Origin of the sequence: Selenomonas sputigena ATCC 35185, assembly GCF_000208405.1 — a bacterium.
GTDB lineage: Bacteria > Bacillota > Negativicutes > Selenomonadales > Selenomonadaceae > Selenomonas > Selenomonas sputigena.
This window is the reverse complement of sequence record NC_015437.1, coordinates 1731964-1757118: the sequence shown is the minus strand read 5'-3', so window position 1 is coordinate 1757118 and position 25155 is coordinate 1731964. Positions and strand designations below refer to the sequence as shown.

Here is a 25155-nt window from a genome sequence, read left to right as displayed (position 1 = left end):
CTTTTCTTTCTCTTATTTCCGATGATTCTTGAGGAAGTTGCCGATCCTTGCGAGGGCCTCGGAAATCTTGTCGATGGAAGTCGCGTAGGAACAGCGGATGTGTCCCTTGCCGCTTTCGCCGAAGGCGCTGCCGGGGACGAGGGCGACGTGCTCCTTGATGAGCAGGTTTTCGGCAAATTCTTCATCCGTGTAGCCGCTCGACGTGATGTTCGGAAAGATGTAGAAGGCGCCTTTCGGCTCGAAGCACGAAAGACCGAGTTTCTGGAAACCGTCGTAGATGAGGCGGCGGCGGCGGTCGTATTCGGCGACCATTTTTTTCATGTACTTTTCGCCGCGGCGCAGAGCTTCGACGGCGGCGATCTGCGCCGTGATGGGTGCGCAGAGCATCGTGTACTGATGGATCTTCGTCATGGCGGCGATGAAGTCGGGGTTGCCGAGCGCATAGCCGATGCGCCAGCCCGTCATGGCGTAGGCCTTGGAGAAGCCGTTCAAGAGAATCGTGCGCTCCTTCATGCCAGGCAGCGAGGAGAATGCCGTGTGCTCCATGCCGCCGTAGGTGAGGTCGCCGTAGATCTCGTCGGAGACGACGATGAGATCGTGCTTTTCGGCGAAGGCGGCGATCTTCTGAAGGTCGTCCTTCGCCATGACGGCGCCCGTCGGGTTGTTCGGGTAGCCGATCAGAAGCGCCTTCGTTCGCTTCGTCACGTGCGGCTCAAGTTCTTCGGGCGTGATGCGGAAGTCGTTTTCGAGTTTTGCGGCGACGGGCACGGGCTTGCCGCCCGCAAAGGTCACGCAGGCTTGGTAGGAGACGTAGCAAGGCTCGGGAATCAAGACTTCATCGCCGGGCGAGAGTATGGCGCGCATGGCGATGTCGAGCGCCTCGCTGACGCCGACGGTGATGAGGATGTCTTTTGCCGGTTCATAGGAAATGCCGTAGCGGCTCGCGTAGTGCGCGGCAATTTCTTCACGCAGTTCGAGCATGCCGCGGTTCGCCGTGTAGGAGGTGTAGCCCTGTTCAAGCCCGTGGACACAGCTTTCGCGGATCGACCACGGCGTGATGAAGTCCGGTTCGCCGACGCCCAAGGATACGACGTCCTCCATCTCGGCGGCGATGTCGAAGTATTTTCTTATGCCTGAGGGCGGCACGGCATGGACGGCGGGTGAGATGCGCTCCTTCCAGTTCGTCATGGCGACACCACCAGCCGGCGATCCTTCTCCTTGTCGTCGATAATCGTGCCGTCCTTCTTGTACGCCTTGAGCATGAAGTGACTGCGCGTCTGCGTGACGCCATCGATCGTCGAGAGGCGCGTCGCGACGAAGTTGGCGACGTCCTGCAGCGATTTTCCCTCGATGATGACGAGGAGATCGAAGCTGCCGCTCATGAGGTAGACGGTGCGCACCTCTTCAAAGCGATAGATGCGCTCGGCGATGGCGTCGAAGCCGACTTCACGCTCGGGCGTGAGGTTGACCTCGATGATCGCCGTGACCGTGTCGTCGCCAAATTTCTGCCAGTTGATCAAGGTGTTGTAGCTGAGGATGATCTTGTCCTGCTCCAGCCCCCGGATGTCCTTTTCCACCTCGTACTCGCTTTTCTTGAGCACGGCAGCGATCTCGCCGACGGGACGGCGGGCGTCGTGCTCTAAGAGTTCCAAGAGTTCGCGCATAGTCATTTCTCCTTCTCTGCCCCAATTCACGCACTTGCGGATATTGGTCTTTCATCATATAATATAAAAGAAACGCTATAAAGGATAATAGCATAGAATAAATGGGGAAATCAATCGCTTTTTTGGGGAAGCGCTGAATTTGTCTGTGCTTCCTATAGCGAAGGAGGATTGCTTATGATGACGGGCATCATCGGGGTATCGAAGGATGAGCAGAAGGGATATTCGGCGGCTCTGATGAAAGCGCTTGCCTTCTTGCGCGCACAGGACTTCCGCAATATGCCGGAAGGGCGTCACGAGATTGACGGCGACAAGATCTTCGCGCTGCTTTCGCGCTATACGACGCGGCCGCAGGCAGAGTGCGCTCCCGAGGCGCATCGAAAATTCGTGGATGTTCAGTATGTCGCAGACGGCGAGGAGTTTCTCGGCTGGTGTCCGATGAGTCCCGACCTCGTGGAGATGGAGCCTTATGATGAGGCGCGGGACATCATCTTTTATCGCGCCCTGATTCCCGAGAGCAGCATCCTGCTCAAGGCGGGAAGCTATGCCGTGCTCTATCCGGAGGACGTGCATCGTCCGGGCGTTTCGGTGCTCGACGAGTATCCGGCGGACGTGACGAAGGTCGTCGTGAAGATCGATTTGGAGTTGATGAAGGGCTGACAAAACGAGAGAAGATCCAGGGGAACTGAACAGAGAGGATGGTTTGTGGGCATGAGTGTAAGAAGACTTTTTGTAGAGAAGAGGCAGGGTTATTTCGACATCCCCGCGCAGCAGCTTTGTGACGACCTGACGGAGACGTTCCGCCTGGCGACGGAGCTCAAGGCGGTGCGCATCTTCATTCGCTACGACATCGAGGGGCTTTCGGACGATGAATACAAGGCGGTGCGCGACGTCGTCTTCGTTGAGCCGCCCGTCGATACGGTCTACGAGGAGAAACTGCCCGACTTTCCTGAGTCGAAGGCGTTCGCCGTCGAGTATCTGCCGGGGCAGTACGACCAGCGTGCCGATTCGGCGGCGCAGTGCGTGCAGCTCGTGACGCAGAAGGAACGTCCGACGATTCGCACGGCGATCGTCTACGTGATCGTCGGCACGATTTCGGCAGATCTTTTAGCGAAGATTAAGGCGTACTGCATCAACAAGGTCGAAAGCCGTGAGGCCGCTTTGCAGAAGCCGGCGACGCTTGCGGAGAAGATCGAAGAGCCTGCCGATGTAGAGAAGCTTGCGGGATTCTGCCGCATGGATGCGGCGGCGCTCGGGAACTTGTTGAAAGAGCGCGGCTTTGCCATGAGTCTGGAGGACCTGCAGTTCTGCCAGAAGTATTTTGCCTCGGCGGAGAAGCGTGAGCCGACGATCACGGAGCTTCGCGTCATCGACACGTATTGGTCTGACCACTGCCGCCATACGACGTTCACGACGGTCATCGACAAGGTGGACTTTGGCAACGGCAAGTATGCGCCGATGCTCGCACAGGCATTGAAGCTCTACATGCTCGACCGCGAGAAGGTTCATGCGGGAAAGTCAGCGGACGTCTCCTTGATGGATCTCGCGTGCATCGGCATGAAGGCGCTGCGTCAGCAAGGGCTTTTGGAAGATCTCGACGCTTCTGATGAGGTCAACGCGTGCAGCATCGTTGTGCCTGTGGAGATTGACGGCAAGGAAGAAAATTGGCTCGTGATGTTCAAGAACGAGACGCACAACCATCCTACGGAGATCGAGCCGTTCGGCGGTGCGGCGACGTGCCTTGGCGGCGCGATCCGCGATCCTCTGTCGGGGCGTTCCTACGTCTATCAGGCGATGCGTGTGACTGGCGCTGCCGACCCGCGCGGCAAGATTGCCGATACATTGCCGGGCAAACTGCCGCAGAAGAAGATCACGCAGGGGGCGGCGGCAGGCTTCAGCTCCTACGGCAACCAGATCGGCCTTGCGACGGGCGAGGTGCATGAGTTCTACCACGAGGGCTACATGGCGAAGCGCATGGAGATCGGTGCCGTCATCGGCGCCGCGCCGCAGGCGGACGTCGTGCGCCAGGCGCCGGAGCCGGGCGACGTCGTCGTCTTGGTCGGCGGCCGCACGGGACGCGACGGCTGCGGCGGCGCGACGGGATCGTCGAAGGTGCACACGGAGGCCTCGCTGACGACGGCGGGCGCCGAGGTGCAGAAGGGCGATGCGCCGACGGAGCGCAAGATCCAGCGCCTCTTCCGCCATCCTGAGGTCAGCCGCTTCATCAAGCGCTGCAACGACTTCGGTGCGGGCGGCGTCGCCGTCGCCGTCGGTGAGCTTGCGCCGTCCCTGGCGATCGACCTTGATGCCGTGAAGAAGAAGTATGAGGGACTCGACGGCACGGAGCTTGCCATTTCCGAGTCGCAGGAGCGCATGGCCGTCGTCATGCGTCCCGAGGCTCTGCCCGTCCTCACGGCGTTTGCTGCTCGCGAGAATCTGGAGGCGACGCCGATCGCTCAGGTCACGGATACGGGCAGGCTTGAGATGGTCTGGCGCGGGCAGAGGATCGTGAGCCTCGCGCGGGTCTTCCTCGATACGAACGGCGTCAAGCAGCACGCGCGTGTCGCCTTGAAATCGCCCGACGTGGAGACGAATTATCTGCGCCAGCTGCCGCCTGCTGTCGTCAAGAACCAGCGCGACCTCACGGCGGCGTGGCATGCAAACCTTGCCGATCTCAATGTTGCCAGTCAGAAGGGTCTTGCCGAGCGCTTTGACTCTACGGTCGGCGCGGGCACGGTTCTGATGCCGTTTGGCGGCAAGGATCAGCTGTCGCCGCAGCAGGGCATGGTCGCAAAAATTCCCGTGAAGAAGGGCGAAACGGATACGGCGACGGCGATGACCTTCGGCTTCGACCCGTATCTGTCGGAGTGGAGTCCGTTCCACGGGGCGCTCTATGCCATCGTCGAGGCGGTCACGAAGATGGTGGCGCTCGGAGCGGACGCGGCGACGGTGCGACTCTCCTTTCAGGAGTACTTTGAGAGTCTCGGCAAAGATCCCGAGAAGTGGGGCATGCCGTTTGCGGCGCTTTTGGGCGCACTGTGGGCGCAGCATGAGCTTCGTGTGCCTGCCATCGGCGGCAAGGATTCAATGTCGGGCACATTTGAGAGTCTTCATGTGCCGCCTACGGTCGTCGCCTTTGCCGTCAACGTCATGAAAGCGAGCGAGGCGATTTCCGCCGAATTCAAGTACGCGAACAGCAAGGTATATGCCATCGAGGTGCCGATCGATGCGAACGACCTGCCTGTTTTTGCCAACCTGCGGCGCAACTATGAGCGCGTGCACGCACTGATGCAGAGCCGCCGCGTGTTCTCGGCGTCGAGCGTCGGCAGGGGCGGCATCGCGGCCGCTCTGACGAAGATGTGCCTAGGCAACGGTCTTGGTTTCAAAGCGGCGCCCGGCGCGATCAAGTTCGAAGACCTTTTCCGTCCCGCCTACGGCACGATCCTCTTGGAGATGAGCGAGGCGGTCAACGTGACGGATGCGCTTGCCGGCGTCAAGTGGACGCTCCTCGGGCGCACGACGACGGTCGCGAGCATCGTCTGCAACGGCATGGTGCAGACACTCGACGAGCTTCGTGAATCTTATGTGGGAGCACTTGACGGCATCTTCCCGGCGACGGTCAGAAGCAAGGGGAGGACGGCCTCGGCAGCCGCGCCGTTCCGCCGCGGCGTGCGTCAGCGCGCCAGCGATCGCTATACGAAGCCGCGCATCTTCATGCCCGTTTTCCCCGGTATCAACTGCGAGTACGAGACGCAGCGCGCCTTTGAGAAGGCGGGCGGCGAGGTCGATGCGCTCGTCATCCGCAATCTAACGCCGCAGGCGGTCGAAGAATCGGTGCAGGCAATCACCTCGGGCATCAATAAGGCTCAGATCCTCATGCTGCCGGGCGGTTTCTCGGGCGGCGACGAGCCGGACGGCTCGGGCAAGTTCATCGCGGCGACGCTCAGAAATCCGCGCATCGCTGAGGCGATCATGGAACTTCTGCAGAAGCGCGAGGGACTGATCCTCGGCATCTGCAACGGCTTCCAGGCGCTCGTCAAGCTTGGTCTCCTGCCCTATGGCAAGATCATGCCGCTCGATTGGGAGTCGCCGACGCTCACGCGTAATACGATCGGCAGACACGTCTCGTGCATGGTGCAGACACGCATCATGTCGAACCTATCGCCGTGGTTCAACAATGTCTCAGTCGGCGATATTCACACGATTCCTGTTGCGCACGGCGAAGGAAGGTTCGTCGCCGACAAGGAGGTCATCGCGAAGATGCGCATACGCGGGCAGATCGCGGCGCAGTATGTCGACGATGCGGGCGAGCCGACGATGGAGTCGCCGTTCAATCCGAACGGCTCGACGGAAGCGATCGAGGCGATCACAAGCCCCAACGGCCGCATCCTCGGCAAGATGGGGCACTCCGAGCGCGTCGGCGACAACATCTCGAAGAACGTTCCGGGCAACAAGGATCAGGGACTCTTCGACGCGGGTGTGCGTTTCTTCCGCTGAGATGGTGTCGAAGAAAAGGTAATAAGGAAGATGAAACTGCCGCATGAGTTATTTTTGCTTGTGCGGCAGTTTTGATAGGAGGAAATACATGAAGCATTTCAGTATGCAGGAAAGCCGCATCGTCATCAGCGAGGTCATGATGCCGAGCCAGGCGAACCCCAACGGCAACGTCCACGGCGGCGAGATCATGAAGCTCATGGATTCGGCGGCTTACGCGGCGGCGCGGCGCTATGCGCGCTCGAACGTCGTGACGGCGCGCGTCGATGAACTGGAATTCCATCTGCCGATCCGCATCGGCGATCTCGTCGTTGTGACGGCGGACGTCGTCTACGTCGGGCACAGCTCTATGGAGATCGCCGTCCATGTTATCGTCGAAGATCTCGATGACGGCAGCGAGCCGCAGCTCGGCCTGTCGGCGTATTTCACAATGGTGGCGCTTGACCGCAACGCACGGCCGAAAGCCGTGCCGCCCCTGGAGCTTGATACTGAAGAGGCACGCGTCGCTTTCGAGGAAGGAAAGCGACGCTATGAGGAGCACAAGGCGCGCAAGAAACGCAAAGTGGCAGTGCCGGCGGGAATTGTCAAGCGCGGTCAGGGGAAGTCTGAGGACAACGGGAAATAGATAAAAAAGAAGGGCAAGCCGCAAGGCGAGCCCTTCTTTTTCGGGATAGAGAAAGAATTAGATTTTCAAGCAGCAGGGAGGCACAGAAGTGTGGAAAGGGCCGCCGTTGCCGCTGGCATCGAGCCGGCTGCTGGATTCCTGCTCGATATAGAAAGTATAGCATGACAAGATTAAAGGAAAGGGGCAAGTGCAATTAAAAAGCAATTAACAATCCCGACTGAAATAGAAGGGATTGTTAATTGCTTGACATAGTTGATATAATGATAGGACAACAGGGCAAGAAAATTACTGAATCGTGAGGTTTTGCAGCGGGAGTTCATGCGAGAAAAAGGCGCACGCTTCTTGTTCGCAGAACTTTGGTGACTGAGCGAGAGAGGAATGAGCATCATAGATTTCAAGGTTTTGCAAAAAGAGGACAAGCCGCTGCTCGACTGTTTTTTTCGGGCGCGTTACTATGAGAATTCGCACTTCAACTTTACGAATCTCTACATGTGGCACGAACCGTACAAGATCATGTGGGCGAAGGAAGACGATGTGCTTTATATGAAGGCTGAGTGGGAGGGGAGAGAATTTGCCATGCAGCCTTTCGGGCCGGAGGAGAAGATGGCGGCTGCCGTCGGACGCTTCATCGACTACTTTAGGGCGCAGGGAAAGCCCGTACGCTTTTCGGGCGTCGAGCGCTCCTTTGCGGACATCCTTGAAAATTACGAGGGCGCAGATTTCGCTGTCGAGTCTGACCGTAACAACTTCGACTACGTCTACCTCGCCGACGATCTGATGAAGCTGGCAGGGCGCAAGTTCCATTCGAAGAAGAACCATCTGAACAGCTTCCGCAAAAATTATCCCGAGGCCGAGTATCAGCCCATTACGGATGAGATCGTCACGCAATGCAAGCTGACGATCAACAGCTGGTACAAGCAGCATGCGCAGGAAGCTCCCGACGATCCGTTCATCGCGCTTGAGCGTCAGGCGATCATCGAGGTCTTGAACAACTTCGAGGATTTTCAGCTCAAGGGCGGCGCGATCCTCATCGGACAGCGCGTCGTCGCCTTCACCTTCGGCGAGCAGCTCAACGACGACACGGCGGTCATCCATGTGGAAAAGGCAGATCCCGAAGTGCGCGGCGCGTACCCTGCGATCAATCAGGCGTTCGTCGAGCACGCGTGGTCCGATATGACGTACATCAACCGCGAGGAGGACATGGGCATCGAGGGGCTTCGACAGGCGAAGGAGTCGTACAAGCCTGTGAAGCTCATTGAGAAGTTCAATGCTTGGATGAGATGAAGAAGCACTGAAATTGTCATGACTTCTCTAAGAAAGTGTGGTGAGACCTGTGCGTTTGCGCGGCAGCTTGGCTCTCTTTGTCGCCGCCTTCATCTGGGGTACGACATTTGTCGCTCAGTCCGTCGGCATGGAGGGCATCGGGCCTTTCACATACGGTGCGGCACGCTATGTCGTCGCCGTTCCCGTCGTCCTTCTCCTGTGGCTCTTTTTCGCGCCCAAAAGACGCGCGGCGAAGGCGGCGGGCACGTATCGTCCGGGCTTTAAGGCGGGCGCTCTCGTGGGCGTGATTCTCTTTCTGGCGACGACTTCGCAGCAGGTGGGCATGCAGTATACGACGGTGGGAAAGACGGCGTTCATCACATGCCTTTATCTCGTCCTCGTGCCGCTTGCCGCCGTGTTTTTCGGCAGCCGCATCCGTCCGCTTCATTGGGGCGGCGCGGTTTTGGCGCTCAGCGGACTCTATCTGCTCTCGATGAAGGATGGCTTTTCTCTCTCTTACGGCGATGCGATCATGGTGGGAAGTTCGCTCCTCTGGACGATGCACATCCTCTGCGTCGGCCGCTTCGCGTCCTTCGTCGATGCGGTGGAGCTTTCCCTCGCGCAGCTCTTCGTCTGCGCCTGTGCGAGTCTGGCGCTCGCTTTTCTCTTCGAGCAGCCGACCGTCGCGGGCATCGAGGGCGCGGCGACGGCGATTCTCTATGCAGGGATCATGAGCTCGGGCGTCGCCTTTACGCTGCAGATCGTCGGACAGCAGTACGCTGAGCCTGCCTTGGCGGCCGTCATCATGAGCCTTGAGTCCGTGTTTGGCGCGCTTTCGGGCGCAATCCTCCTCGGCGAGTCGATGAGCGCCGCCGAGCTTTCAGGCTGCGCCTTGATGCTCGCGGGCATGCTCCTCGCGCAGCTTGCGGGAGTTTGGGGGATGAAACGTCCTCGAATGGAGGGGGAGAACGGGACGAATTAAGCATTTTCCCTCTTTTTGCAGGAATGGCGAGAAGAACGGCGAATAAAAGCAAGTGGATAATTGACAAAGAGGGATGGATCTGCCAGGCATAGAGAGGGGGAACCGCTTCCATGATAACGGATGATACGAAGATCAAGAGAGCGGTAGTCACGATAAAGATCATCGGCGTGGGCGGCGGCGGCAACAGCGTCATCGAGCGTATAGCCGAGGGAAACGAGCTTGATGTGGAGCTGATCGCGATCAATACGGATGCGAAGCAGCTTGCCTATATGGAAGAGGCGGGCGTCAAGGCGCTCGCCATCGGACGAGAGTTGACGAAGGGGCTCGGCACGGGCGGCGTGGCGGATCTCGGGGAAGCAGCGGCGAAGGGCGACGAGGCGAAAATCAAGGAAGTTTTGAAGGGCGCCGACCTCGTATTCGTCACGGCGAGCATGGGCGGCGGCGCGGGCACGGGCGCGGCGCCCGTCGTCGCAAAAATTGCCAAGGACATGGGCATACTGACGGTCGGCGTCGTGACGGTGCCCTTTTCCTTTGAGGGCGCGCGCAAGAAGCGCATCGCCAATGAGGGCATCGCGAAGATGCAGGGAAATCTTGACGCCTTGATCGTCGTACATAACGACAACCTCATGAAGCTTCCCGAGAACAAGCACATGACGCTCGTCAACGCGTTCAAGGCGGCGGACGACGTCCTCCGTCAGGCGATCAACTGCATCGCGGAATTGATTCTGACGACGGGCGAGATCAATGTCGATTTCGCCGATCTCACGTCGACCTTCCGGCAGAGCCAGAGCGGCGATGCGCTCCTCGGCATCGGCGAGAGCCAGAGGAGTGCGATCGAGGCCGTGCAGAAGGCGGTGGAAAGCCCGCTCGTCGAGAAATCCCTGACGGGTGCACGCGGGCTGATTCTGAACCTCAGCGGCAGCGAGCGCATGACGCTCGACGACGTGGGCGAGGCGACGAACTACATCCGGGAAAACACGCACCCCGATGTGAATATCATCCTCGGCACGGTCATCGACTCTTCCATGGGGCAGACGATCCGCGCGACGATCATTGCGACGGACTTCGTCGATGGCGTCGTCATGAAGGCTCAGCGCATGGAGGCGCCCGAAAGCAAACTCAAGACGGAGAGCATCGCCTCCTTGGAACCGCCGTCTTTCATGAAGCAGCCGACGGAGAAGGTTCCGGCCTTCGCCTCGCGCAGCGATTTTACTCTGCCGAAGTTCGACCCGTTCCATCCGAAGAAGTAGGGAAGGCTTGCAGGAAAGGAGAGTCTTGATGGAAGAGTGCTTTTGCCGCACGGCGATGCTCATCGGCGAGGCGGGACTTGTGCGACTCAAGGCGGCGCGCGTCGCCGTCTTTGGCATCGGCGGCGTCGGCTCGTTTGCGGCGGAGGCGCTCGCACGCGCGGGCGTAGGGCGTCTCGTGCTCATCGACAACGATGCGGTCGCCGCCTCGAATCTCAATCGTCAGCTTGTGGCGCTCTATAGCACGCTCGGGCGCAGCAAGGCGGCGGTCATGAAGGCGCGCATTGAGGACATCAACCCTGCTGCTGAGGTCGAGATCGTTGAGGACTTCTTCCTGCCCGAGCGGGCAGGTCTTTTTTTTCACGGGTCTTATGATTACATCGTTGATGCCATCGATACCGTCGCGGGTAAGATCGGGCTCGTTATGGAGGCGAAGAAACGGACGATTCCCATCGTGAGCAGCATGGGGGCGGGCAACAAGCTCGACCCGACGAAGTTCGAGGTCGCCGACATCTATGAGACGAGCGTGTGTCCTCTGGCGCGCGTCATGCGCCGCGAGCTGAAATCGCGCGGCGTGGAAGCTCTGAAGGTCGTCTATTCCAAGGAAAAGCCGCGAAAGCCGCTCTTCGCGCTGCGAGAAGAAAGCGCAGAAAAAGGCGGGCAGGCTTTTTCCAAGCAGCCGCCGGGCAGCATCTCCTTCGTGCCATCCGTCGCCGGGCTCATTCTCGCGAGCGTCGTCGTGCGCGAACTTGCGGGACTGGCGTTGGAATGAGCAGTCATTTTGTGTGCGCGGTATCTGCGGGCAAGTGGATGCCTAATCTGTACGGAAAATTTGCATGGATATGCAAGATATGTTATAATAGCATACGTAGTATATAATAGAATTATATTTGTAGGAGGTATGAACCATGCATTTGGGCAAACTAGGGAGAATCCTCTCAGCGGCGGCGCTCCTGATTTTTTGCGCATTGCTCCTCGTCGGCTGCGGCGGCTCGGGAAGCAACAAGTTCATCAACATCGCCACGGGCGGCACGGCGGGCACGTATTACCCGATCGGCGGCGCGATGGCGGAGATCCTGAACAAGGCGATTCCCGGTATGAATGCGAGTGCGCAGTCCACGGGAGCGACGGTCGCGAACATCAACATGCTGAAGGAAGGCTCGGTCGATCTCGCCATCGTGCAGAACGACATCACCTATTATGCCGTGAACGGCACGGAGATGTTCAAGGACAAGAAGGTCGAGAACCTGCGCGGCATCGCGGCGCTCTACCCCGAGACATGCCAGATCGTCACGCTTGAGTCGACGGGCATCAAGAGCATCGCCGACCTCAAGGGCAAGCGCGTCGCCGTCGGTGCGGCGGGCAGCGGTGCGGAGGCCAATGCGCGTCAGATTCTTGAGGCGTACGGCATCACGTATGATGATATCGATGAGCAGTTCCTGTCCTTCGGCGAGGCGGCGAGTGCCCTGAAGGACGGCAACGTCGACGCGGCTTTCGTCACGGCGGGATTCCCGACGGCGGCGGTGCAGGACATCACGTCGCAGAACAAGGTGCGTCTCCTGCCGATTGAGGCGGACAAGGCGGACGCCTTGATCGCAAAGTACCCGTTCTACACGAAGACGAAGATTCCGGCGGGCACCTATGCGGGCTTCGATGAAGAAGTCCCGGGAATCTCCGTCATGGCGATGCTCGTTGCGACGGACAAGGTGGACGAGAAGCTCGGCTACGACATCACGAAGGCGCTTTTCGACAATATCGAGAAGCTGCAGGCGGCGCATTCGGCGGCGAAGCAGATTACGAAGGAGAGCGCGAAGGACGGCATGTCCATTGAGTTGAATGCCGGTGCAGAGCGCTACTACAAGGAATAAATGAAGAAGCGGCTGGGTGTGAGGCTCTTCCTTGCGGCTCTCGTGCTCGCGGCGCTTGCAGATTTCTTGGCACGCCCCCTGCTCGTCGTGGAAAGCGAGCAGGGGGCGCTCCTTTATGCGGAAAAAGCGTACGCGGGGATGCCTGTTGTGATTCGTTTCATCCATTCGGTGCAGAAGACGCCCGTGGAGGAAGACCTGCGCGTGGATGACGAAGTTTCGGGTTTCGTGCTCGACAGGACGCGCTACCAATCGTTCGGCGTGGGGCTGCCCTTTCTCGCGAGCGAGGGCGAGTTCCGCGCGGAAGGCGACTTTTTCGTCATGGACGGCATGGAGCGCCGCTTCCCGCGTCTTTCCCTGCGCACGGGCGTGGGCACGGAACTGACGCTCGTGCTCGACGGCACGGAGGAGAGGCTTTTTGAGAAGCTTCCGGCAGGAAGCCGCGTCGATCTCGCGGTCATCGCCCCGTGGCGCTGGGGCATGGAGAAGCTCTTCGGCAAGGAGCTTGGAGCCGCTGCTGCGGCAGGAAAGGAATGATGTTCATCATGCCGGACAAGAAGCATGAGGAACTTGCAAAAGAAGTTCTGAAAAAATACGATAAGGAATCCGACGTCATTGAGCACAAGGGCTTCATGGCGAAGGTCGTGGCGGTTCTCGCCATCGCGTTCTCCCTCTTTCAAATCTATACGGCGGTCTTCGGCGTGCTCGATGCGCAGCTGCAGCGTGCCGTTCATCTGGGCTTCGGCCTGACGCTCGTCTACCTGCTCTTCCCCATGCGGCAGGTCTGGTCGCGCGAGAAGGTGCATGCCGTCGACGTCGTCCTCGCCATCTTGGGCGCGGGCGCTCCCGCCTACATCATCTTCGCCTATCGAAGCCTCGTGATGCGCGCGGGAACGGTCAATTCGCTCGATCTCGTCGTAGGTCTCATCGGCATCGTGCTCGTCATCGAGGCGACGCGCCGCGTCGTCGGCATGCCGATGGTCTGCGTCGTGCTCTTCTTTCTCACCTATGCATTCGCAGGGCCATACCTTCCGGGCGTTCTCGCACATCGCGGACTGAATCTCGACCAGCTCGTCTCGCATCTCTTCTTCACGACGGAGGGCGTGTTCGGCATACCGCTCGGCGTATCCTCGACCTTCATATTCCTCTTCATCCTTTTCGGCGCTTATCTGGAATCGACGGGACTCGGCAAGTTCTTCATCGACCTTGCGAATGCTGTGGCGGGCTGGGCGCGCGGCGGCCCGGCGAAGGTCGCCGTGCTTTCGAGCGGCCTCATGGGCACGGTATCGGGCAGCTCGGTCGCCAACGTCGCGGGCACGGGCGCCTTCACGATTCCCATGATGAAGAAGCTTGGCTACGAGCGCAACTTCGCGGGCGCGGTCGAAGCGGCTGCCTCGACGGGCGGACAGCTCATGCCGCCTGTCATGGGAGCGGCGGCGTTCCTCATGGCGGAGTTCGTCGGCGTGCCGTACTTCGACGTCGTCAAGGCGGCGACGATTCCTGCACTCCTCTACTTCCTCGGCATCTGGCTCGGCGTCCACTTCGAGGCGCGCCGCAGCAATCTCAAGGGCGTGCCGCGAAACGAACTGCCCAAGCCGTGGGAGATTCTGAAGGAGCGCGGCCATCTCGCGATTCCTCTCATCGTCATCATCTATCTGCTCGTCTCGGGCTTCACGCCGATGCGTGCGGCTCTGTGGGCGATCGTGCTCGCCATCGCGGCCTCGTCTTTGCGCAAGTCGACGCGCATGAAGCCCGTAGAAATTGTGCGCGGTCTTGAAAACGGTGCGCGGAACGTCCTCGGCGTCCTCGTCGCCTGCGCTTCAGCGGGCATCATCATCGGCGTCGTGACGAAGACCGGCGTGGGCCTCAAGCTCGCGTCGGCTCTGCTCGATCTTTCGGGCGGCATGCTTTTGCCGACGATGTTCTTCACGATGATCACGTCGATCATCCTCGGCATGGGCGTGCCGACGACAGCGAACTACGTCATCACTTCGACGATTGCCGCTCCTGCACTCGTCCAGATGGGCGTGCCCGTGCTCGCGGCGCACATGTTCGTCTTTTACTTCGGCATCATCGCCGACGTGACGCCGCCCGTGGCTCTCGCCGCCTTCGCCGGGTCTGCCATCAGCGGCGGCAAGCCGCTGAAGACGGGCATCAATGCCTCGAAGCTCGCGATTGCCGCCTTCATCATTCCGTACATCTTCGTACTGTCGCCCGTCGTCCTCATGATCGATGCGACGCCCATATCGCTCATCACGGTGCTCGTGACCTCGGTCATCGGCATGATCGGTTTGAGCGCGTCGATGATCGGCTGCCTTGTGAAGCCGTTGAACGGACTTGAGCGCGTTATGCTGTTCGTCGGCGGTCTTTTGATGATTCAACCAGGACTTGTGACCGATCTCGTGGGATTCCTTCTCCTGGCATCCGTGCTCTTCTTTCAGCAGAGGCGCAGCAAAGCGGAGGCGAGCAGTCTTGGCTGAGGGCAGTAATCACGGATAGGACGAAAAATCGTTGATAAATGAGGTATGCACCTCGCAAGGCCTTCGATTGCCGCTTTGGCGTCGAAGGCCTTTTCTTTGGGTCGGAAGATGAATTTCCTCCATAAAATTTATGGAGGAAATCTTTGTCAAGTCTTGCATTTAGGAAATTTGTCGGCTATTATATACTCATAAGATAATCGGGTACGCCCGACAACAGGAGGTCGCCATGCGCCGAATCCCGCGAACTGCTTTGAGCCCCTTGCTGAAGCGTCTGAAGATTTATTTTGATGTGCTGAAGAGGACGACGTCCGGCTATCTTTATGTGGTGGATCTGCAAAACAAGGTGGCGATGACGTCGCCGAACATCGTGCGGGATTTCGGCATACCTGCGGAAACGATGGGCTTTTCCGCCTTTCGCCAGGCGTGGCAGGAAATCATGCATCCGACGGAGCGCGAAAGCGCCACGAAGGTCTTTGACGATGTGCTGCAGGGGCATACGAGAGAGGGCTGCGTTGAGTTTCGCGCGAGGACGCGCAAGGGGGAATACGAGTGGATCGAGTGCCGCTGCGCCGCTGCGCTCGACCATGAAGGAGAGAGGACGCTCTATGCGGGAATCTTTCGGCTCATGGGGCAGCGCATCCGTGCGGACGCCGTCACGGGACTTTTGAACAAGTATCGCTTGGAGCAGCGCATGAAGGCGGCGCTTGACGAGGCGCGCGAGACGGGCAGGGGCGGCGCGCTGATGATTCTTGGCATCGACAATTTCAAGATCGTCAACGAAGCCTACAACCGCGCCTTTGGCGATCAGGTTCTGCGTGAGGTCGCAAAGCGTATCAAGAAGATCCTCTCGACGGATTTTCGACTCTACAAGCTCGACGGCGACGAGTTCGGCATCGTCTATCCGGGGGCGGACGAGGCGGATGTTGAAACTCTCTATCGGAGTATACAGACGGCTCTCTTGAAGCCGCAGCAGATTAACGAACACAAGTATTTCTGCACGGTGTCGGGCGGCACGGTGTTCTTCCCGCAGTTCGGCAAGGACTACCTCGTGCTGCACAAGTATGCGGAGGCGGCGCTGACCTTGGCGAAGCAGGGGGGCAAGAACAAGAACTGCATCTTCTCGAAGGAGCTTTACAACCGCTGGCTGCGCTCTTTGACGGCACGCGAGGACATACGCCGCTCGGTGGAGGACGGTTGCCGCGGTTTCAGTCTGTGCTTTCAGCCGCAGGTGGGGGCGGACAGCCGACGCATCATCGGTGCGGAAGCTCTGCTGCGCTGGCAGAATTCCAAGGGGCGCATGGTCGCGCCTATGGAGTTCATCCCCCTTCTGGAAGAGTCGCAGCTGATGATTCCCGTCGGCAAGTGGATTGCCGATACGGCGGTGCGCATCTGTCGTGAGTGGCAGAAGATTGTTCCTGATTTCTGCATGAGCATCAACCTTTCCTATGTGCAGCTGCGCGACCCGTCCTTCAAGGAGGCTGTCAGGGAATGTATTGAGCGCTATGGCGTAGATCCGGCGAGCATCGTTTTGGAACTTACGGAGCACACGGTCATCTCGGACTGGGATTTCATCAATCGTCAGTTTGCCTCTCTGCGCGAGTATGGCCTGAAGATCGCCATGGACGATTTCGGCACGGGCTGCTCCTCTTTGGCGATGTTCAAGAACCTCTCGTGCGACATCGTGAAGATCGACCGAGTCTTCGTCAAGCAGATCTTGTGGTCGGACTTCGATCGCCGCATCGTGGACTACACGGTGGAGCTTTGCCACAGCATGGGCATGAAGGTCTGCATCGAGGGTGTGGAAACGCAGGAGGAATATGATCTTCTGGCGAAGACGTGCAAGGTCGATTCCATTCAGGGCTATCTCTTTGGCAGGCCGGAAACAAAGGAAGGATTCGAGGAAAAATTTTTGATGCGTCAAGAAGCGCACGGAGAGGAGCAGCTATGTCACGCACGAGCGATGAGATGAAGGGCGTCACGCATCTCGGCGAAAAGAACACGCAGTATGCGGCGGACTATGCGCCTGAGCTTTTGGAAACCTTTGAGAACAAGCATCCCGACAAGGATTACTGGGTCAAGTTCAACTGCCCCGAGTTCACGAGCCTCTGTCCGATTACGGGGCAGCCGGATTTCGCGACGATCACGATCTCCTACGTGCCCGAGCGGCGCATGGTCGAGAGCAAATCGCTGAAGCTCTATCTCTTCAGCTTCCGCAATCACGGCGACTTCCACGAGGATGTCGTGAACATCATCCTCAAGGATCTCGTACGCCTCATGGAGCCGCGCTACATCGAGGTTTGGGGCAAGTTCCTGCCGCGCGGCGGCATCTCCATCGATCCGTACACGAATTACGGCAGGCCGGGCACGAAGTATGAAGCGCTTGCCGAAAAGCGCTTTGCCGAGCATGATCTCTACGCGATGGACAAGGTGGACAACCGATGATCGAGGTCTATACGGGCGCGGGCAAGGGCAAGACGACGGCGGCGATCGGCCTCGCCGTGCGTGCCCTAGGTGCAGGACTTCGCGTCTACATCATGCAGTTCATGAAGAGCCTCGCCTACAGCGAGCAGAAAGTCCTGCAGGGATTTGCACCGCAGCTTGCGCTCTATACGACGGGCAAACCGTTCTTCATCGCGAAGGAAGGCATGCTGACGGAAGAGGAGCGTGCGGCATGGGGCGAAGACGTCGTCGTGTTTCCGCAAGGTGAGCCGCCCGCCGACTACCTGCAGCTGATGCAGGACGGTTTTGCCAAGGCTGCTAAAGCCGCACGCTCGGGCGCTTGGGACGTCGTCATCCTCGACGAACTGAACGTGGCCCTCTTCTTTGAACTCATCTCGCGCGAGGCGGTCGAATCCCTGCTCAATGATCTGCCGCCTGAGCGAGAGATCATCCTGACGGGCAGGAATGCGCCCGATTGGCTGATCGCACGAGCCGACCTCGTCACGGAGATGCGGGAAGTGTGCCACTATTATGCAAAGGGCGTGACGGCGCGCAAGGGCATAGAAAATTGAATTGGCAGGGAGATATGGTGGGAGTTGTCGCACATATACTTGTGCGGCATCTTTTTTTCGCGTGGTTTTCCTTATAGTGAGAAAGTGGAATAGGGAACTTTTCGCATGCGTGGAATGCGGTATGCTGTCTGACTGTACGGATTTATGCTATAATAAAAAGAAGTGAACAAGTTGACAAGAGTGGAGCATCGGTTATGGAAAAAGAGAAGAAAGGCAGGCAATACCAAGATACCGTCTTTCGCATGTACTTCAATGATGCAGCACGTCTCAAAGAAGTCGCGGGAGCCTTGCGTGAAAAAATCTACGCAGCGGAGGAATCCGTGCAGATTGTGACTTTGGAAGGGACATTTCTTTCACAGTTGAAGAACGATATTTCCTTTCTGATAGCAGGGAGTCATTTGTTTTTCGTGGAACATCAAAGCACAGCGAATCGAAATATGCCGCTGCGTTGTTTGTATTACGTTTGTGAACAATTACGGCAATATGTTCCGACAAAGAATCTGTACCAAAATAAGCCGATTCGACTTCCTGCACCAGAATTTCATGTTTTCTATACAGGGAGTCGGGACATGCCTGAAACGCATTCGATGAAGCTGTCAGATGCGTTTCTGAAAACGGACGGAGATATTCATTTAGAACTAAAAGTAAATTTTCATAACATTGCTTACGATAAAATGAAACCGCTTTTGAAAAAGAGTCGTTCGCTTCATGACTACAGTTTCTTTATGGATCGCATCAAGAGGAACATGGCAAACGGCATGGAAAGAGCAACAGCCATTCGCGAAGCCATGCGGTATTGTGAAGAACATGACATCATGAAGGAGTTCTTGCAGCGACATGAAGGGGAGGTCGTCGATATGGTAAACTTTGAATGGAACCAAAAGGACTTCGAGGAAGCTGTTTTGGAAGAGGGCATGGAGGCGGGAAAGGTGGCCGTCGTTTTGGAAATGCTGCGTGACAGGCTGCCGCTTGAAACGATTGCGCGACTGTCGAAGTTTTCGCTGGATCGAGTGAAAGAAATCGGCAAGACGCACAGCTTGCTTTAAGGAAGCGCAGATAAAATAAATTCTCACAGATGCACGTATCCGTGTTTCTTTAACGAGGTGAATCTTGGACTTTCCTTGGAAAAACTGGTATACTATAGCGTAGAAAACGGATGGCAGAGAGGTGCTGAATGTGCAGGAAGAAATGACGGGGGTTCGCGGCGATTTTGTGGAGCAGATCGTGGCGGAGAGCGGATCTTTTTTGAATACGGCCGTGGCTTTTGCGAATGGACGGGGCGGACGCATCATTTTCTACGGTGAAAGCGGCAGGGGATTTTCAGCAGAGGCGGAGCTCATTCCGTGCATAGATGAGATTACGCAGAAGATTTTCGACAGCTGCGAGCCGCGCATTTTCCCGCGCGTCGGTGTGGAACTGCAAGATGGGCGGCAGGTCGTCGTCGTGGAGATTTTCCCCGGTATGGAAAAGCCGTATTTCGTCAAGGAATTGGGCATGATGGACGGCACCTATGTGCGCGTCGGCGGCGCGACGCGCCTCGCTGAGCCGTATCAGGTGCAGGAGCTTCTTCTTTCGGGCACGAACAGCAGCGCCGATCAGCTCGCGGCCGAGAGCACGGTCAGTGATGTGGAGATCGAGGAATTCTGCCGCATGATGTACGGCGAGGCGGAGAAACGCCGCGCTGATGATGATGTCGTGCGCCTGCAGAAGGAGGATCTCCTGGCATGGAAGCTTCTGCGTGAGGAGGCGGGCGAGTGCCGCGCGACGGGCGGCTGGCATCTGCTCGCAGGAACGGCGGAGGAACTTTTTCCCGAAGGTTTCATCCAGTGCGCCGAGTATCTTGGTGCGACGCGCCTTGATTTCGTCGGCGGCGAAGAGTTTGCCGGTTCCTTGACGGAGCAGGTGGACGGTGCAGCGAACTATGTGCAGGAGCGCCTTTTGGCGCGGGGTCTCAAGGCGCGTGGACTGGAGGAGCTTCCGGAAGATCTCATGCGCCGCCTGCTTGCTCGCGCTGTCTGCCAGAGGAATTATGCGGCGCCGGGGCGCATCTCCCTCGTGCTTTACGAGGATCGCTTGGAAATCACTGTACCGGGATTGCTGGAAGAGGACATGACGATCTGGAAGCTCAAGACGGGTTTCTCCAAGATACGCAACCGCGCGATTGCGGCGGCGTTCCTCTACATGGGCATGATGACGGGCTTCCAGAGCATCCTGCCCGAACTCTATCGTGCGGCGAAGCGGGCGCGCCTGCCCGAGCCTGCCGTCATCACGCTCGGCGATTCCGTGCGCATCAATCTCTATTGCCGTGCCGAGGAAGAAGCACAGCAGCAGGAAAGCGTTGTTGAGGAAACTGAACTTGTGCAGACTGTTGAGGCCGCTGAGGAAGCTGAGCCTGTCCAAGAGCAGGAACTTGTCGGAGAAGCCGAACTCGTGCAGGATGTTGAACCTGTTGAGATCGTGGAGCCTGTTCAAGAGCAGGATCCTGTCGAGGAAACGGAGCTTGCAGAGGAAGCTGAATCTGTGCAGGAAGTTGAGCCTATAGAAGAAGCTGAACCTATACGGGAAGAAGAGCCTTTGCCGGAGGAAATAGAGGAAGAGCAGGCGCTGCTGCAGGAGGAAAGCGGTGCGGGCGATGTTTTGGCATCCGGGATTTCGCTGGAAGATGGACAAGATGCGAGACTTGTTCAAGAAGTGGAAGCCGATCATGAGCCGGATCTTGAGCCTGCGCCCGAGCTGAAACTTGAGCTTGAATCCCTTGCGGATCTCAAGGCAGATGATGTTGCTCTTGAGGAAGAGCCGACAGAGCCGCGGGAAGAGAAGGTGAGCGCGGGGCAGCAGGAGCTTTCTTTCGCTGTGGAAGAGTCTGCAGAAGCAATGGCGGAGGAATCTGCGAAAGAAATCGTGAAAGAAGTTTTGGAAAAGCCTGTGGAGGTTTCTTCAGAAGAATCTATGGAGGAAAGGCTTCTCCATGTGATTCGAGAGAATCCCAAGGTCACGCAAAAAGCCTTGAAGGAAGCGCTCGGCGTATCGATCGCCACGGTCAAGCGCATGACGACGGCACTGCACAAGGCGGGCGTCATCGAGCGCACGGGAACGAACCGCAGCGGCGAGTGGCATATCCTCAAGGATTGAGAAGGCGGAAAGCAAAGAGAAGAAAATAACCCACCAAGCCGAGCGGGCATGGTGGGTTTCTGTATCAGGCAAAGTATTGGTAGTAGCAGATGGCCGCGAAGAGGGCGAAGGAGAGGGCGATGAAGAACATGCTGGAGCGCGTCATCCAGAGTTTCTCCTTCTCGCCGAAATTTCCCTGCTTGTAGCCGTAAATGAGGAGGAGGGAGGCGGCGAGGGAGCCGTACATCGAGCGGTTCAGCCATGTCATTTCCGACCAGCCGATGAACGCGATGAAGAACGTGAGCGCGATCATGATCAGGAGGAAGGTGTCCTTGCCCTTTTTTTCAGGGCGCTTCTCCGTGTTCGTGCCGCCCGCCTGCGGCTTCAGATTCCGGCGGATCTTCTTCAATTGTTTCGCCATATCGAATCCCTGCTTTCTATGCAATAAGTTCTTTTTTCATATCTTTTCTATTATACATGGGATATGAGAACTTGGCAATGTGCTTGTCGCTCTTAACATTTCGTAGTAGAATGAGATAGTATGATACGGAGGGAAACGAGATTGTTCATTCATAGAATACATTTGGCTGGGACGGGGGAGAGATATGATACGGGAGCAGCGCAGCAGGGAGAAGCTTGAGGCGTATTACCAGAGGTTTTGCGACGAAGGGGAGATCGACGTCAACGTGCATCCGTGGGTGGCTGAGGCATGGCGTGAGAGCAGGCGGATCGGTGTGCCGTCGATGGGGACGGAGCCGAAGCGCGTGCTTTCTGCGGAGGATTTTTGTGTACTGCAGAAGAGGCATGCCCCTGCCATCGATTGCCTTCTGCAGCTGACGGAGGGCGTGCAGGAGTTCTTTGCGCGTTACGGCTTGAGTCTCTTGCTGCTTGACGCCGAGGCGCTCGTCTTGAAGAGCTGCACGCTGCCCTTCATGCGTTTGCCTCCCGGCAAGGTTGAAGGCTCGCGCCTTGGCATCGAAGAGATCGGCGCTTCGAGCATCAGCATAGCGAAGGAGAAGCGTGTGCCGTTTTGGGTCTTCGGGCCGGAGATCTGGCGCGAGGCGTCTCACGAAAGCGATGCCTGTACAGCGCCCGTCCTCGTCGGCGGCGAACTTCGCTATCTCGTGAACATCGTCGTGGACGATCCGAAGCTCGTGCCGCAGGATGCCGTCATCGCTCAGCTTCTGCTCATCGCGCGTTCGCTTGAGGCCGCCTTGGCGCGCGACCTCAGACTGCAGGCGCAGGAGGCGATCTTGGATGCCGCGCCGTTCGCCGTCTATCATATCTTGCCGAGCGGCGAGGTCGCTTATGCGAACCGCTTGGGATTGGAGCGTCTCACGCGCATCGGAGCGCGCGATAAGGCGACGAGTCGTCTGTCGAATCTCAACGACATCGTTTTGAATTATCGTCACACGCCGATCTATCAGGGATTCAGCGGCACGCCCTGCTACAACAAGGAGGTCACATGGATCACGGAGGCGAAGACGTATGAGGATGTCACGACCGTCGTGCCGATCGAAAGCCCTGTGACGCGCGAGGTCAATGGCGTCGTGACCGTTTCCATGCCCATTGAGGATCTTAGAATGCTCGTCGCGCACACGGCGGGCTATACGGCGAAGTACAGCCTCGCCACGATGGCGGGCAAGGGACCGGCGTTCCAGGCGCTACGTGAAAAGGCGCTGCGCGTGGCGAGGGGAAAGAATCATGTGCTGCTGCAGGGCGAGGGCGGCACGGGCAAGCAGCGCTTGGCACACGGCATACATCAGGCGTCGGTGCGCGCGGCTGGGCCTTTGATTTCCTTCCGCTGCGGCGATGTGCAGCCGGAACTTCTGGACGAGGAGCTTTTCGGCGCGGCGCTTTCCCCCGATGTCAGTCGTCCCGGCAAATTGGAGCTTGCCTTTGGCGGCACGCTCTTTCTCGATGAGATCGAGAAGCTGCCGAAGAAGACGGCGGCCGCTCTCGCGGCGGCTCTGCGCGAGGGCAAGGCGCATCGTCTCGGCGAGACGGTCGTGCGCCCCATCGACGTGCGGATCATCGCCGACTGTGACGGCGATCTCAAGCGCTTGACGGAGCGAGGTCTCTTCGACCGGAGTCTCTACGACATCGTTTCACGCAGCGTCATACGCATGCCGGCGCTGCGCAACCGACGCGAGGATATTCCCCTGCTCGCCGAGCAGATTATATGCGAGCTAGCCGAGCAGCATCGCATGGAGAGGAAGCGGCTTCTGCCGGAGACACTGACGCTTCTTGAAGCGTACGATTGGCCGGGCAACATCAAGCAGATGCAGAGCATCTTGGAGCAGGCGTTCTTCCATACGGAGGGCATGGCAATTTCGCCCGAGAACATCAATCTCATGGGCGACGTCAAGCCCGATGATGACTGGAAGACGGATCGGGAAATATTCCTGCGTGCATGGAAGGCGGCGGGCGGCAACGTCAGCCGCTTGGCGAATCTTCTCGATGTCAGCCGCGTCACGCTGTATCGCTATTTGAAGAAGTTTCAGTTGGAAAAAGTGTAAGGAGGAAGTTCTGTGCGACTGCGCAGGAAGCCGTGGGTGGATGAGGCCATTCACGCATACGATGATTTTGTCTATCCGAAGGATCGCCCGGCGGGCGAGGCGGAAAGAGGACGTTGGCAGGAGATCTTCGGACGCGAGGCGCCGCTCTTCGTCGAACTTGGCACGGGCAAGGGCGATTTCATTCGTCAGATGGCGGAGCGCGCCCCTGAGGTCAATTTCATCGGTATCGAGAAGCAGCAGGATGTGCTCATCGCGGCGGCGAAGAAGGTGCGCGAGAAGGAGCTGAAGAATGTGCGCCTGCTCGTTTTCGACATCGCCCAGCTTGAGAAAATTTTTGCGCCGGGGGAAGTCGATCGTTTCTTCGTGAACTTCTGCGATCCGTGGCCCAAGGCGCGTCATGCGAAGCGCCGCCTCACGCACCGCAGTTTTCTTACTCGCTACAAGGAACTCCTCGTGCCCGGCGGCAAGCTTGTCTTTAAGACGGACAACCGCGCGCTCTTCGATTTTTCGTTGGAGGAGTTCCGCGAGATGGGGCTTTCGCTGCACGACGTTTCCTATGATCTGCACAGCGAGGCACGTCCCGACAACGTGATGACGGAGTATGAAAAGAAATTCAGCGGCAAGGGTGAGAAGATCAACCGCTGCGAGGTCACGTTCGCGTGAAGGAGGGGACTATGGAAAGACAGGAAGCCGCAGAAGACAAGGGCAAGAAGAGCTTCTGGGTCAGCGATATGGAGGCGGTGCTCGCCATCTTCATCGTGCTCCTCGTCTTCGGCAGCATCAACGTGTTCAGCTCAAGCTTCATCTTGGCGGAAACGACGTTCGGCACGCCGTACTTCTTCTTGCAGCGTCAGCTTTTCAACCTCGCGGCGGGCTTCTTCTGCTTCTTTCTTGGCTGCCGCGTGAATTATCATCGCTGGCGTGCGTGGATCGTGCCCGTCGTCATAATCACGATCCTCTCGCTCATCGCAGTCCTTCTCGTGGGAGCGGAGGTCAACGGCTCGAAGCGTTGGCTCGGCACGGCAGGCTTCCAGATCCAGCCGGCGGAAATTGCGAAGCTCGTTTCCCTGATGCTCATTTCTGCTTATGCGGCGTACCGTGTGCGAAATGACAAGCCCATCGACATTCTCTTCCCGAATCCACAGTATCTGCTCGTCCTCTTCATGGGATTGTTGATCGAGTTGGAGCCGGACGGCGGCACGATGTTCATTGTCATATCCGTGCCCTTCATGCTCCTTTGCATTGCAGGGCTTCAAAAGACGAAGGTGCTGGCGACAGTCGCCGTCTTCGCGGTGGCGGGCACGGCGCTGTCCATCCTGCAGCCGTACCGCCTGGCACGCCTCAAGGTTCTGCTCGATCCGTGGGCGGACTCGCAGGGCATCGGCTATCAGACGGTGCAGTCTCTGTCCGCCATCGGCTCGGGCGGCCTCACGGGCATGGGGCTTGGCATGGGCGTGAGCAAGTACAGCTACCTGCCCGAGGCGCATACGGATTTCGCCTTCGCCATCTTCAGCCAGGAGACAGGCTTTCTGGGCGTCATTCTCGTGCTCGTGCTTTACTCGGCGTTCACCGTCTACGGCGCACGCATCGCAAATGCCGCCTCTGACGCTTACGGACAGTTTCTCGCTACGGGCATCCTGCTGCTCATCAGTGGTCAGGCGGTCATCAACCTTTTGATGGTCGGCGGCCTCCTGCCCGTCATCGGCGTGCCGCTGCCTTTCATCAGCTACGGCGGCACATCGCTGATGATCAGCATGGCGAGCGTCGGCATCCTCTTGAACATTGGACAGCATGGCACGGGCGCGTCGAATCGCAGCAAGCTCCGGGAAGCCTTGGAGCGCGATGTGGCGAAGAAGAAAGCGGAGCGTCATCTGCGCCTCGTGAAGAAGTAGCAGGG

Annotated in this window: 21 protein-coding genes; 18 read left to right on the top strand and 3 right to left on the bottom strand. The window is 58.2% G+C overall.

Annotated features, from left to right (window positions below):
* Positions 1-12: 12 nt before the first annotated feature.
* Together SELSP_RS08060 and SELSP_RS08055 are read right to left on the bottom strand one after the other, a co-directional pair.
* Entirely contained in the window at positions 13-1188 is a 1176-nt protein-coding gene (locus SELSP_RS08060; protein WP_006191462.1) for an aminotransferase class I/II-fold pyridoxal phosphate-dependent enzyme, read from the bottom strand.
* On the bottom strand, positions 1185-1664 hold the full coding sequence (locus tag SELSP_RS08055; RefSeq protein WP_013740909.1) for an Lrp/AsnC family transcriptional regulator: 480 nt from the start codon (positions 1662-1664) through the stop codon (positions 1185-1187). Before SELSP_RS08055 ends, SELSP_RS08060 begins: the two co-directional genes overlap by 4 nt.
* A 174-nt stretch (positions 1665-1838) precedes the next feature.
* Between SELSP_RS08055 and SELSP_RS08050 the strand changes: the two genes are divergently transcribed.
* The 15 genes from SELSP_RS08050 (at position 1839) to SELSP_RS07980 (ending at position 20760) form a co-directional block, all read left to right on the top strand.
* Positions 1839-2321: a YhcH/YjgK/YiaL family protein gene (locus SELSP_RS08050; protein ID WP_006191466.1), complete on the top strand. Its 483-nt coding sequence runs from the start codon at positions 1839-1841 to the stop codon at positions 2319-2321.
* 51 nt (positions 2322-2372) lie between these two features.
* The gene (locus SELSP_RS08045; RefSeq protein ID WP_013740907.1) at positions 2373-6158 is read left to right on the top strand and encodes a phosphoribosylformylglycinamidine synthase; all 3786 of its coding nucleotides are present in this window, start codon (positions 2373-2375) and stop codon (positions 6156-6158) included.
* An 88-nt stretch (positions 6159-6246) separates the two neighbouring features.
* A complete protein-coding gene (locus SELSP_RS08040) occupies positions 6247-6780 on the top strand; it encodes an acyl-CoA thioesterase (protein ID WP_006191477.1) in 534 nt (177 codons plus the stop codon).
* A 378-nt stretch (positions 6781-7158) separates the two neighbouring features.
* Positions 7159-8064 (top strand): DUF2156 domain-containing protein, encoded by a 906-nt coding sequence (locus SELSP_RS08035; RefSeq protein ID WP_006191479.1) that lies wholly within the window; start codon positions 7159-7161, stop codon positions 8062-8064.
* Positions 8065-8104: 40 nt separating this feature from the next.
* On the top strand, positions 8105-9025 hold the full coding sequence (locus SELSP_RS08030; RefSeq protein WP_232362340.1) for a DMT family transporter: 921 nt from the start codon (positions 8105-8107) through the stop codon (positions 9023-9025).
* 110 nt (positions 9026-9135) lie between these two features.
* Positions 9136-10275 carry a cell division protein FtsZ gene (ftsZ, locus tag SELSP_RS08025; RefSeq protein ID WP_006191481.1) on the top strand — a complete coding sequence of 380 codons (1140 nt, stop codon included), beginning with the start codon at positions 9136-9138 and terminating at the stop codon, positions 10273-10275.
* A 28-nt stretch (positions 10276-10303) separates the two neighbouring features.
* Positions 10304-11044 carry a tRNA threonylcarbamoyladenosine dehydratase gene (locus SELSP_RS08020; protein WP_006191482.1) on the top strand — a complete coding sequence of 247 codons (741 nt, stop codon included), beginning with the start codon at positions 10304-10306 and terminating at the stop codon, positions 11042-11044.
* A gap of 136 nt (positions 11045-11180) precedes the next feature.
* Positions 11181-12140 (top strand): TAXI family TRAP transporter solute-binding subunit, encoded by a 960-nt coding sequence (locus tag SELSP_RS08015; RefSeq protein ID WP_006191483.1) that lies wholly within the window; start codon positions 11181-11183, stop codon positions 12138-12140.
* A complete protein-coding gene (locus SELSP_RS08010) occupies positions 12141-12674 on the top strand; it encodes a DUF1850 domain-containing protein (protein WP_006191484.1) in 534 nt (177 codons plus the stop codon).
* On the top strand, positions 12674-14617 hold the full coding sequence (locus SELSP_RS08005) for a TRAP transporter permease (protein ID WP_407635840.1): 1944 nt from the start codon (positions 12674-12676) through the stop codon (positions 14615-14617). The genes SELSP_RS08010 and SELSP_RS08005 overlap by 1 nt, the downstream gene beginning before the upstream one ends.
* Positions 14618-14843: 226 nt before the next feature.
* Positions 14844-16586: a putative bifunctional diguanylate cyclase/phosphodiesterase gene (locus SELSP_RS08000; RefSeq protein WP_006191488.1), complete on the top strand. Its 1743-nt coding sequence runs from the start codon at positions 14844-14846 to the stop codon at positions 16584-16586.
* A complete protein-coding gene (queF, locus tag SELSP_RS07995; RefSeq protein ID WP_013740906.1) occupies positions 16562-17059 on the top strand; it encodes a preQ(1) synthase in 498 nt (165 codons plus the stop codon). Before SELSP_RS08000 ends, queF begins: the two co-directional genes overlap by 25 nt.
* Positions 17056-17628: a cob(I)yrinic acid a,c-diamide adenosyltransferase gene (locus tag SELSP_RS07990; RefSeq protein WP_006191490.1), complete on the top strand. Its 573-nt coding sequence runs from the start codon at positions 17056-17058 to the stop codon at positions 17626-17628. Before queF ends, SELSP_RS07990 begins: the two co-directional genes overlap by 4 nt.
* A 194-nt stretch (positions 17629-17822) precedes the next feature.
* Positions 17823-18674, top strand: a complete 852-nt coding sequence (locus tag SELSP_RS07985; protein WP_006191493.1) for an RpnC/YadD family protein — start codon at positions 17823-17825, stop codon at positions 18672-18674.
* A gap of 130 nt (positions 18675-18804) precedes the next feature.
* Positions 18805-20760 carry an ATP-binding protein gene (locus tag SELSP_RS07980; RefSeq protein ID WP_232362318.1) on the top strand — a complete coding sequence of 652 codons (1956 nt, stop codon included), beginning with the start codon at positions 18805-18807 and terminating at the stop codon, positions 20758-20760.
* 64 nt (positions 20761-20824) lie between these two features.
* Here the strand turns inward: SELSP_RS07980 and SELSP_RS07975 are convergent, their stop codons facing one another.
* Positions 20825-21160: a hypothetical protein gene (locus SELSP_RS07975; RefSeq protein ID WP_006191498.1), complete on the bottom strand. Its 336-nt coding sequence runs from the start codon at positions 21158-21160 to the stop codon at positions 20825-20827.
* Positions 21161-21344: 184 nt separating this feature from the next.
* Between SELSP_RS07975 and SELSP_RS07970 the strand changes: the two genes are divergently transcribed.
* The 3 genes from SELSP_RS07970 to SELSP_RS07960 are packed head-to-tail and all read left to right on the top strand — an operon-like array spanning position 21345 to position 25150.
* Complete coding sequence (locus tag SELSP_RS07970) at positions 21345-23258, top strand: sigma 54-interacting transcriptional regulator (protein ID WP_006191499.1); 1914 nt, start codon at positions 21345-21347, stop codon at positions 23256-23258.
* A 12-nt stretch (positions 23259-23270) separates the two neighbouring features.
* Entirely contained in the window at positions 23271-23921 is a 651-nt protein-coding gene (trmB, locus tag SELSP_RS07965) for a tRNA (guanosine(46)-N7)-methyltransferase TrmB (protein WP_013740904.1), read from the top strand.
* Positions 23922-23932: 11 nt separating this feature from the next.
* Positions 23933-25150: an FtsW/RodA/SpoVE family cell cycle protein gene (locus SELSP_RS07960; protein WP_013740903.1), complete on the top strand. Its 1218-nt coding sequence runs from the start codon at positions 23933-23935 to the stop codon at positions 25148-25150.
* Positions 25151-25155: the final 5 nt, after the last annotated feature.

Excerpts from the sequence above, each read along its gene's own strand:
- SELSP_RS08060 (WP_006191462.1), bottom strand. The coding sequence starts at position 1,188 with ATGACGAACTGGAAGGAGCGCATCTCACCCGCCGTCCATGCCGTGCCG.
- SELSP_RS08055 (WP_013740909.1), bottom strand. The coding sequence starts at position 1,664 with ATGCGCGAACTCTTGGAACTCTTAGAGCACGACGCCCGCCGTCCCGTC.
- SELSP_RS08050 (WP_006191466.1), top strand. The coding sequence starts at position 1,839 with ATGATGACGGGCATCATCGGGGTATCGAAGGATGAGCAGAAGGGATAT.
- SELSP_RS08045 (WP_013740907.1), top strand. The coding sequence starts at position 2,373 with ATGAGTGTAAGAAGACTTTTTGTAGAGAAGAGGCAGGGTTATTTCGAC.
- SELSP_RS08040 (WP_006191477.1), top strand. The coding sequence starts at position 6,247 with ATGAAGCATTTCAGTATGCAGGAAAGCCGCATCGTCATCAGCGAGGTC.
- SELSP_RS08035 (WP_006191479.1), top strand. The coding sequence starts at position 7,159 with ATGAGCATCATAGATTTCAAGGTTTTGCAAAAAGAGGACAAGCCGCTG.
- ftsZ (WP_006191481.1), top strand. The coding sequence starts at position 9,136 with ATGATAACGGATGATACGAAGATCAAGAGAGCGGTAGTCACGATAAAG.
- SELSP_RS08020 (WP_006191482.1), top strand. The coding sequence starts at position 10,304 with ATGGAAGAGTGCTTTTGCCGCACGGCGATGCTCATCGGCGAGGCGGGA.
- SELSP_RS08015 (WP_006191483.1), top strand. The coding sequence starts at position 11,181 with ATGCATTTGGGCAAACTAGGGAGAATCCTCTCAGCGGCGGCGCTCCTG.
- SELSP_RS08010 (WP_006191484.1), top strand. The coding sequence starts at position 12,141 with ATGAAGAAGCGGCTGGGTGTGAGGCTCTTCCTTGCGGCTCTCGTGCTC.
- SELSP_RS08005 (WP_407635840.1), top strand. The coding sequence starts at position 12,674 with ATGTTCATCATGCCGGACAAGAAGCATGAGGAACTTGCAAAAGAAGTT.
- SELSP_RS08000 (WP_006191488.1), top strand. The coding sequence starts at position 14,844 with ATGCGCCGAATCCCGCGAACTGCTTTGAGCCCCTTGCTGAAGCGTCTG.
- queF (WP_013740906.1), top strand. The coding sequence starts at position 16,562 with ATGTCACGCACGAGCGATGAGATGAAGGGCGTCACGCATCTCGGCGAA.
- SELSP_RS07990 (WP_006191490.1), top strand. The coding sequence starts at position 17,056 with ATGATCGAGGTCTATACGGGCGCGGGCAAGGGCAAGACGACGGCGGCG.
- SELSP_RS07985 (WP_006191493.1), top strand. The coding sequence starts at position 17,823 with ATGGAAAAAGAGAAGAAAGGCAGGCAATACCAAGATACCGTCTTTCGC.
- SELSP_RS07975 (WP_006191498.1), bottom strand. The coding sequence starts at position 21,160 with ATGGCGAAACAATTGAAGAAGATCCGCCGGAATCTGAAGCCGCAGGCG.
- SELSP_RS07970 (WP_006191499.1), top strand. The coding sequence starts at position 21,345 with ATGATACGGGAGCAGCGCAGCAGGGAGAAGCTTGAGGCGTATTACCAG.
- SELSP_RS07960 (WP_013740903.1), top strand. The coding sequence starts at position 23,933 with ATGGAAAGACAGGAAGCCGCAGAAGACAAGGGCAAGAAGAGCTTCTGG.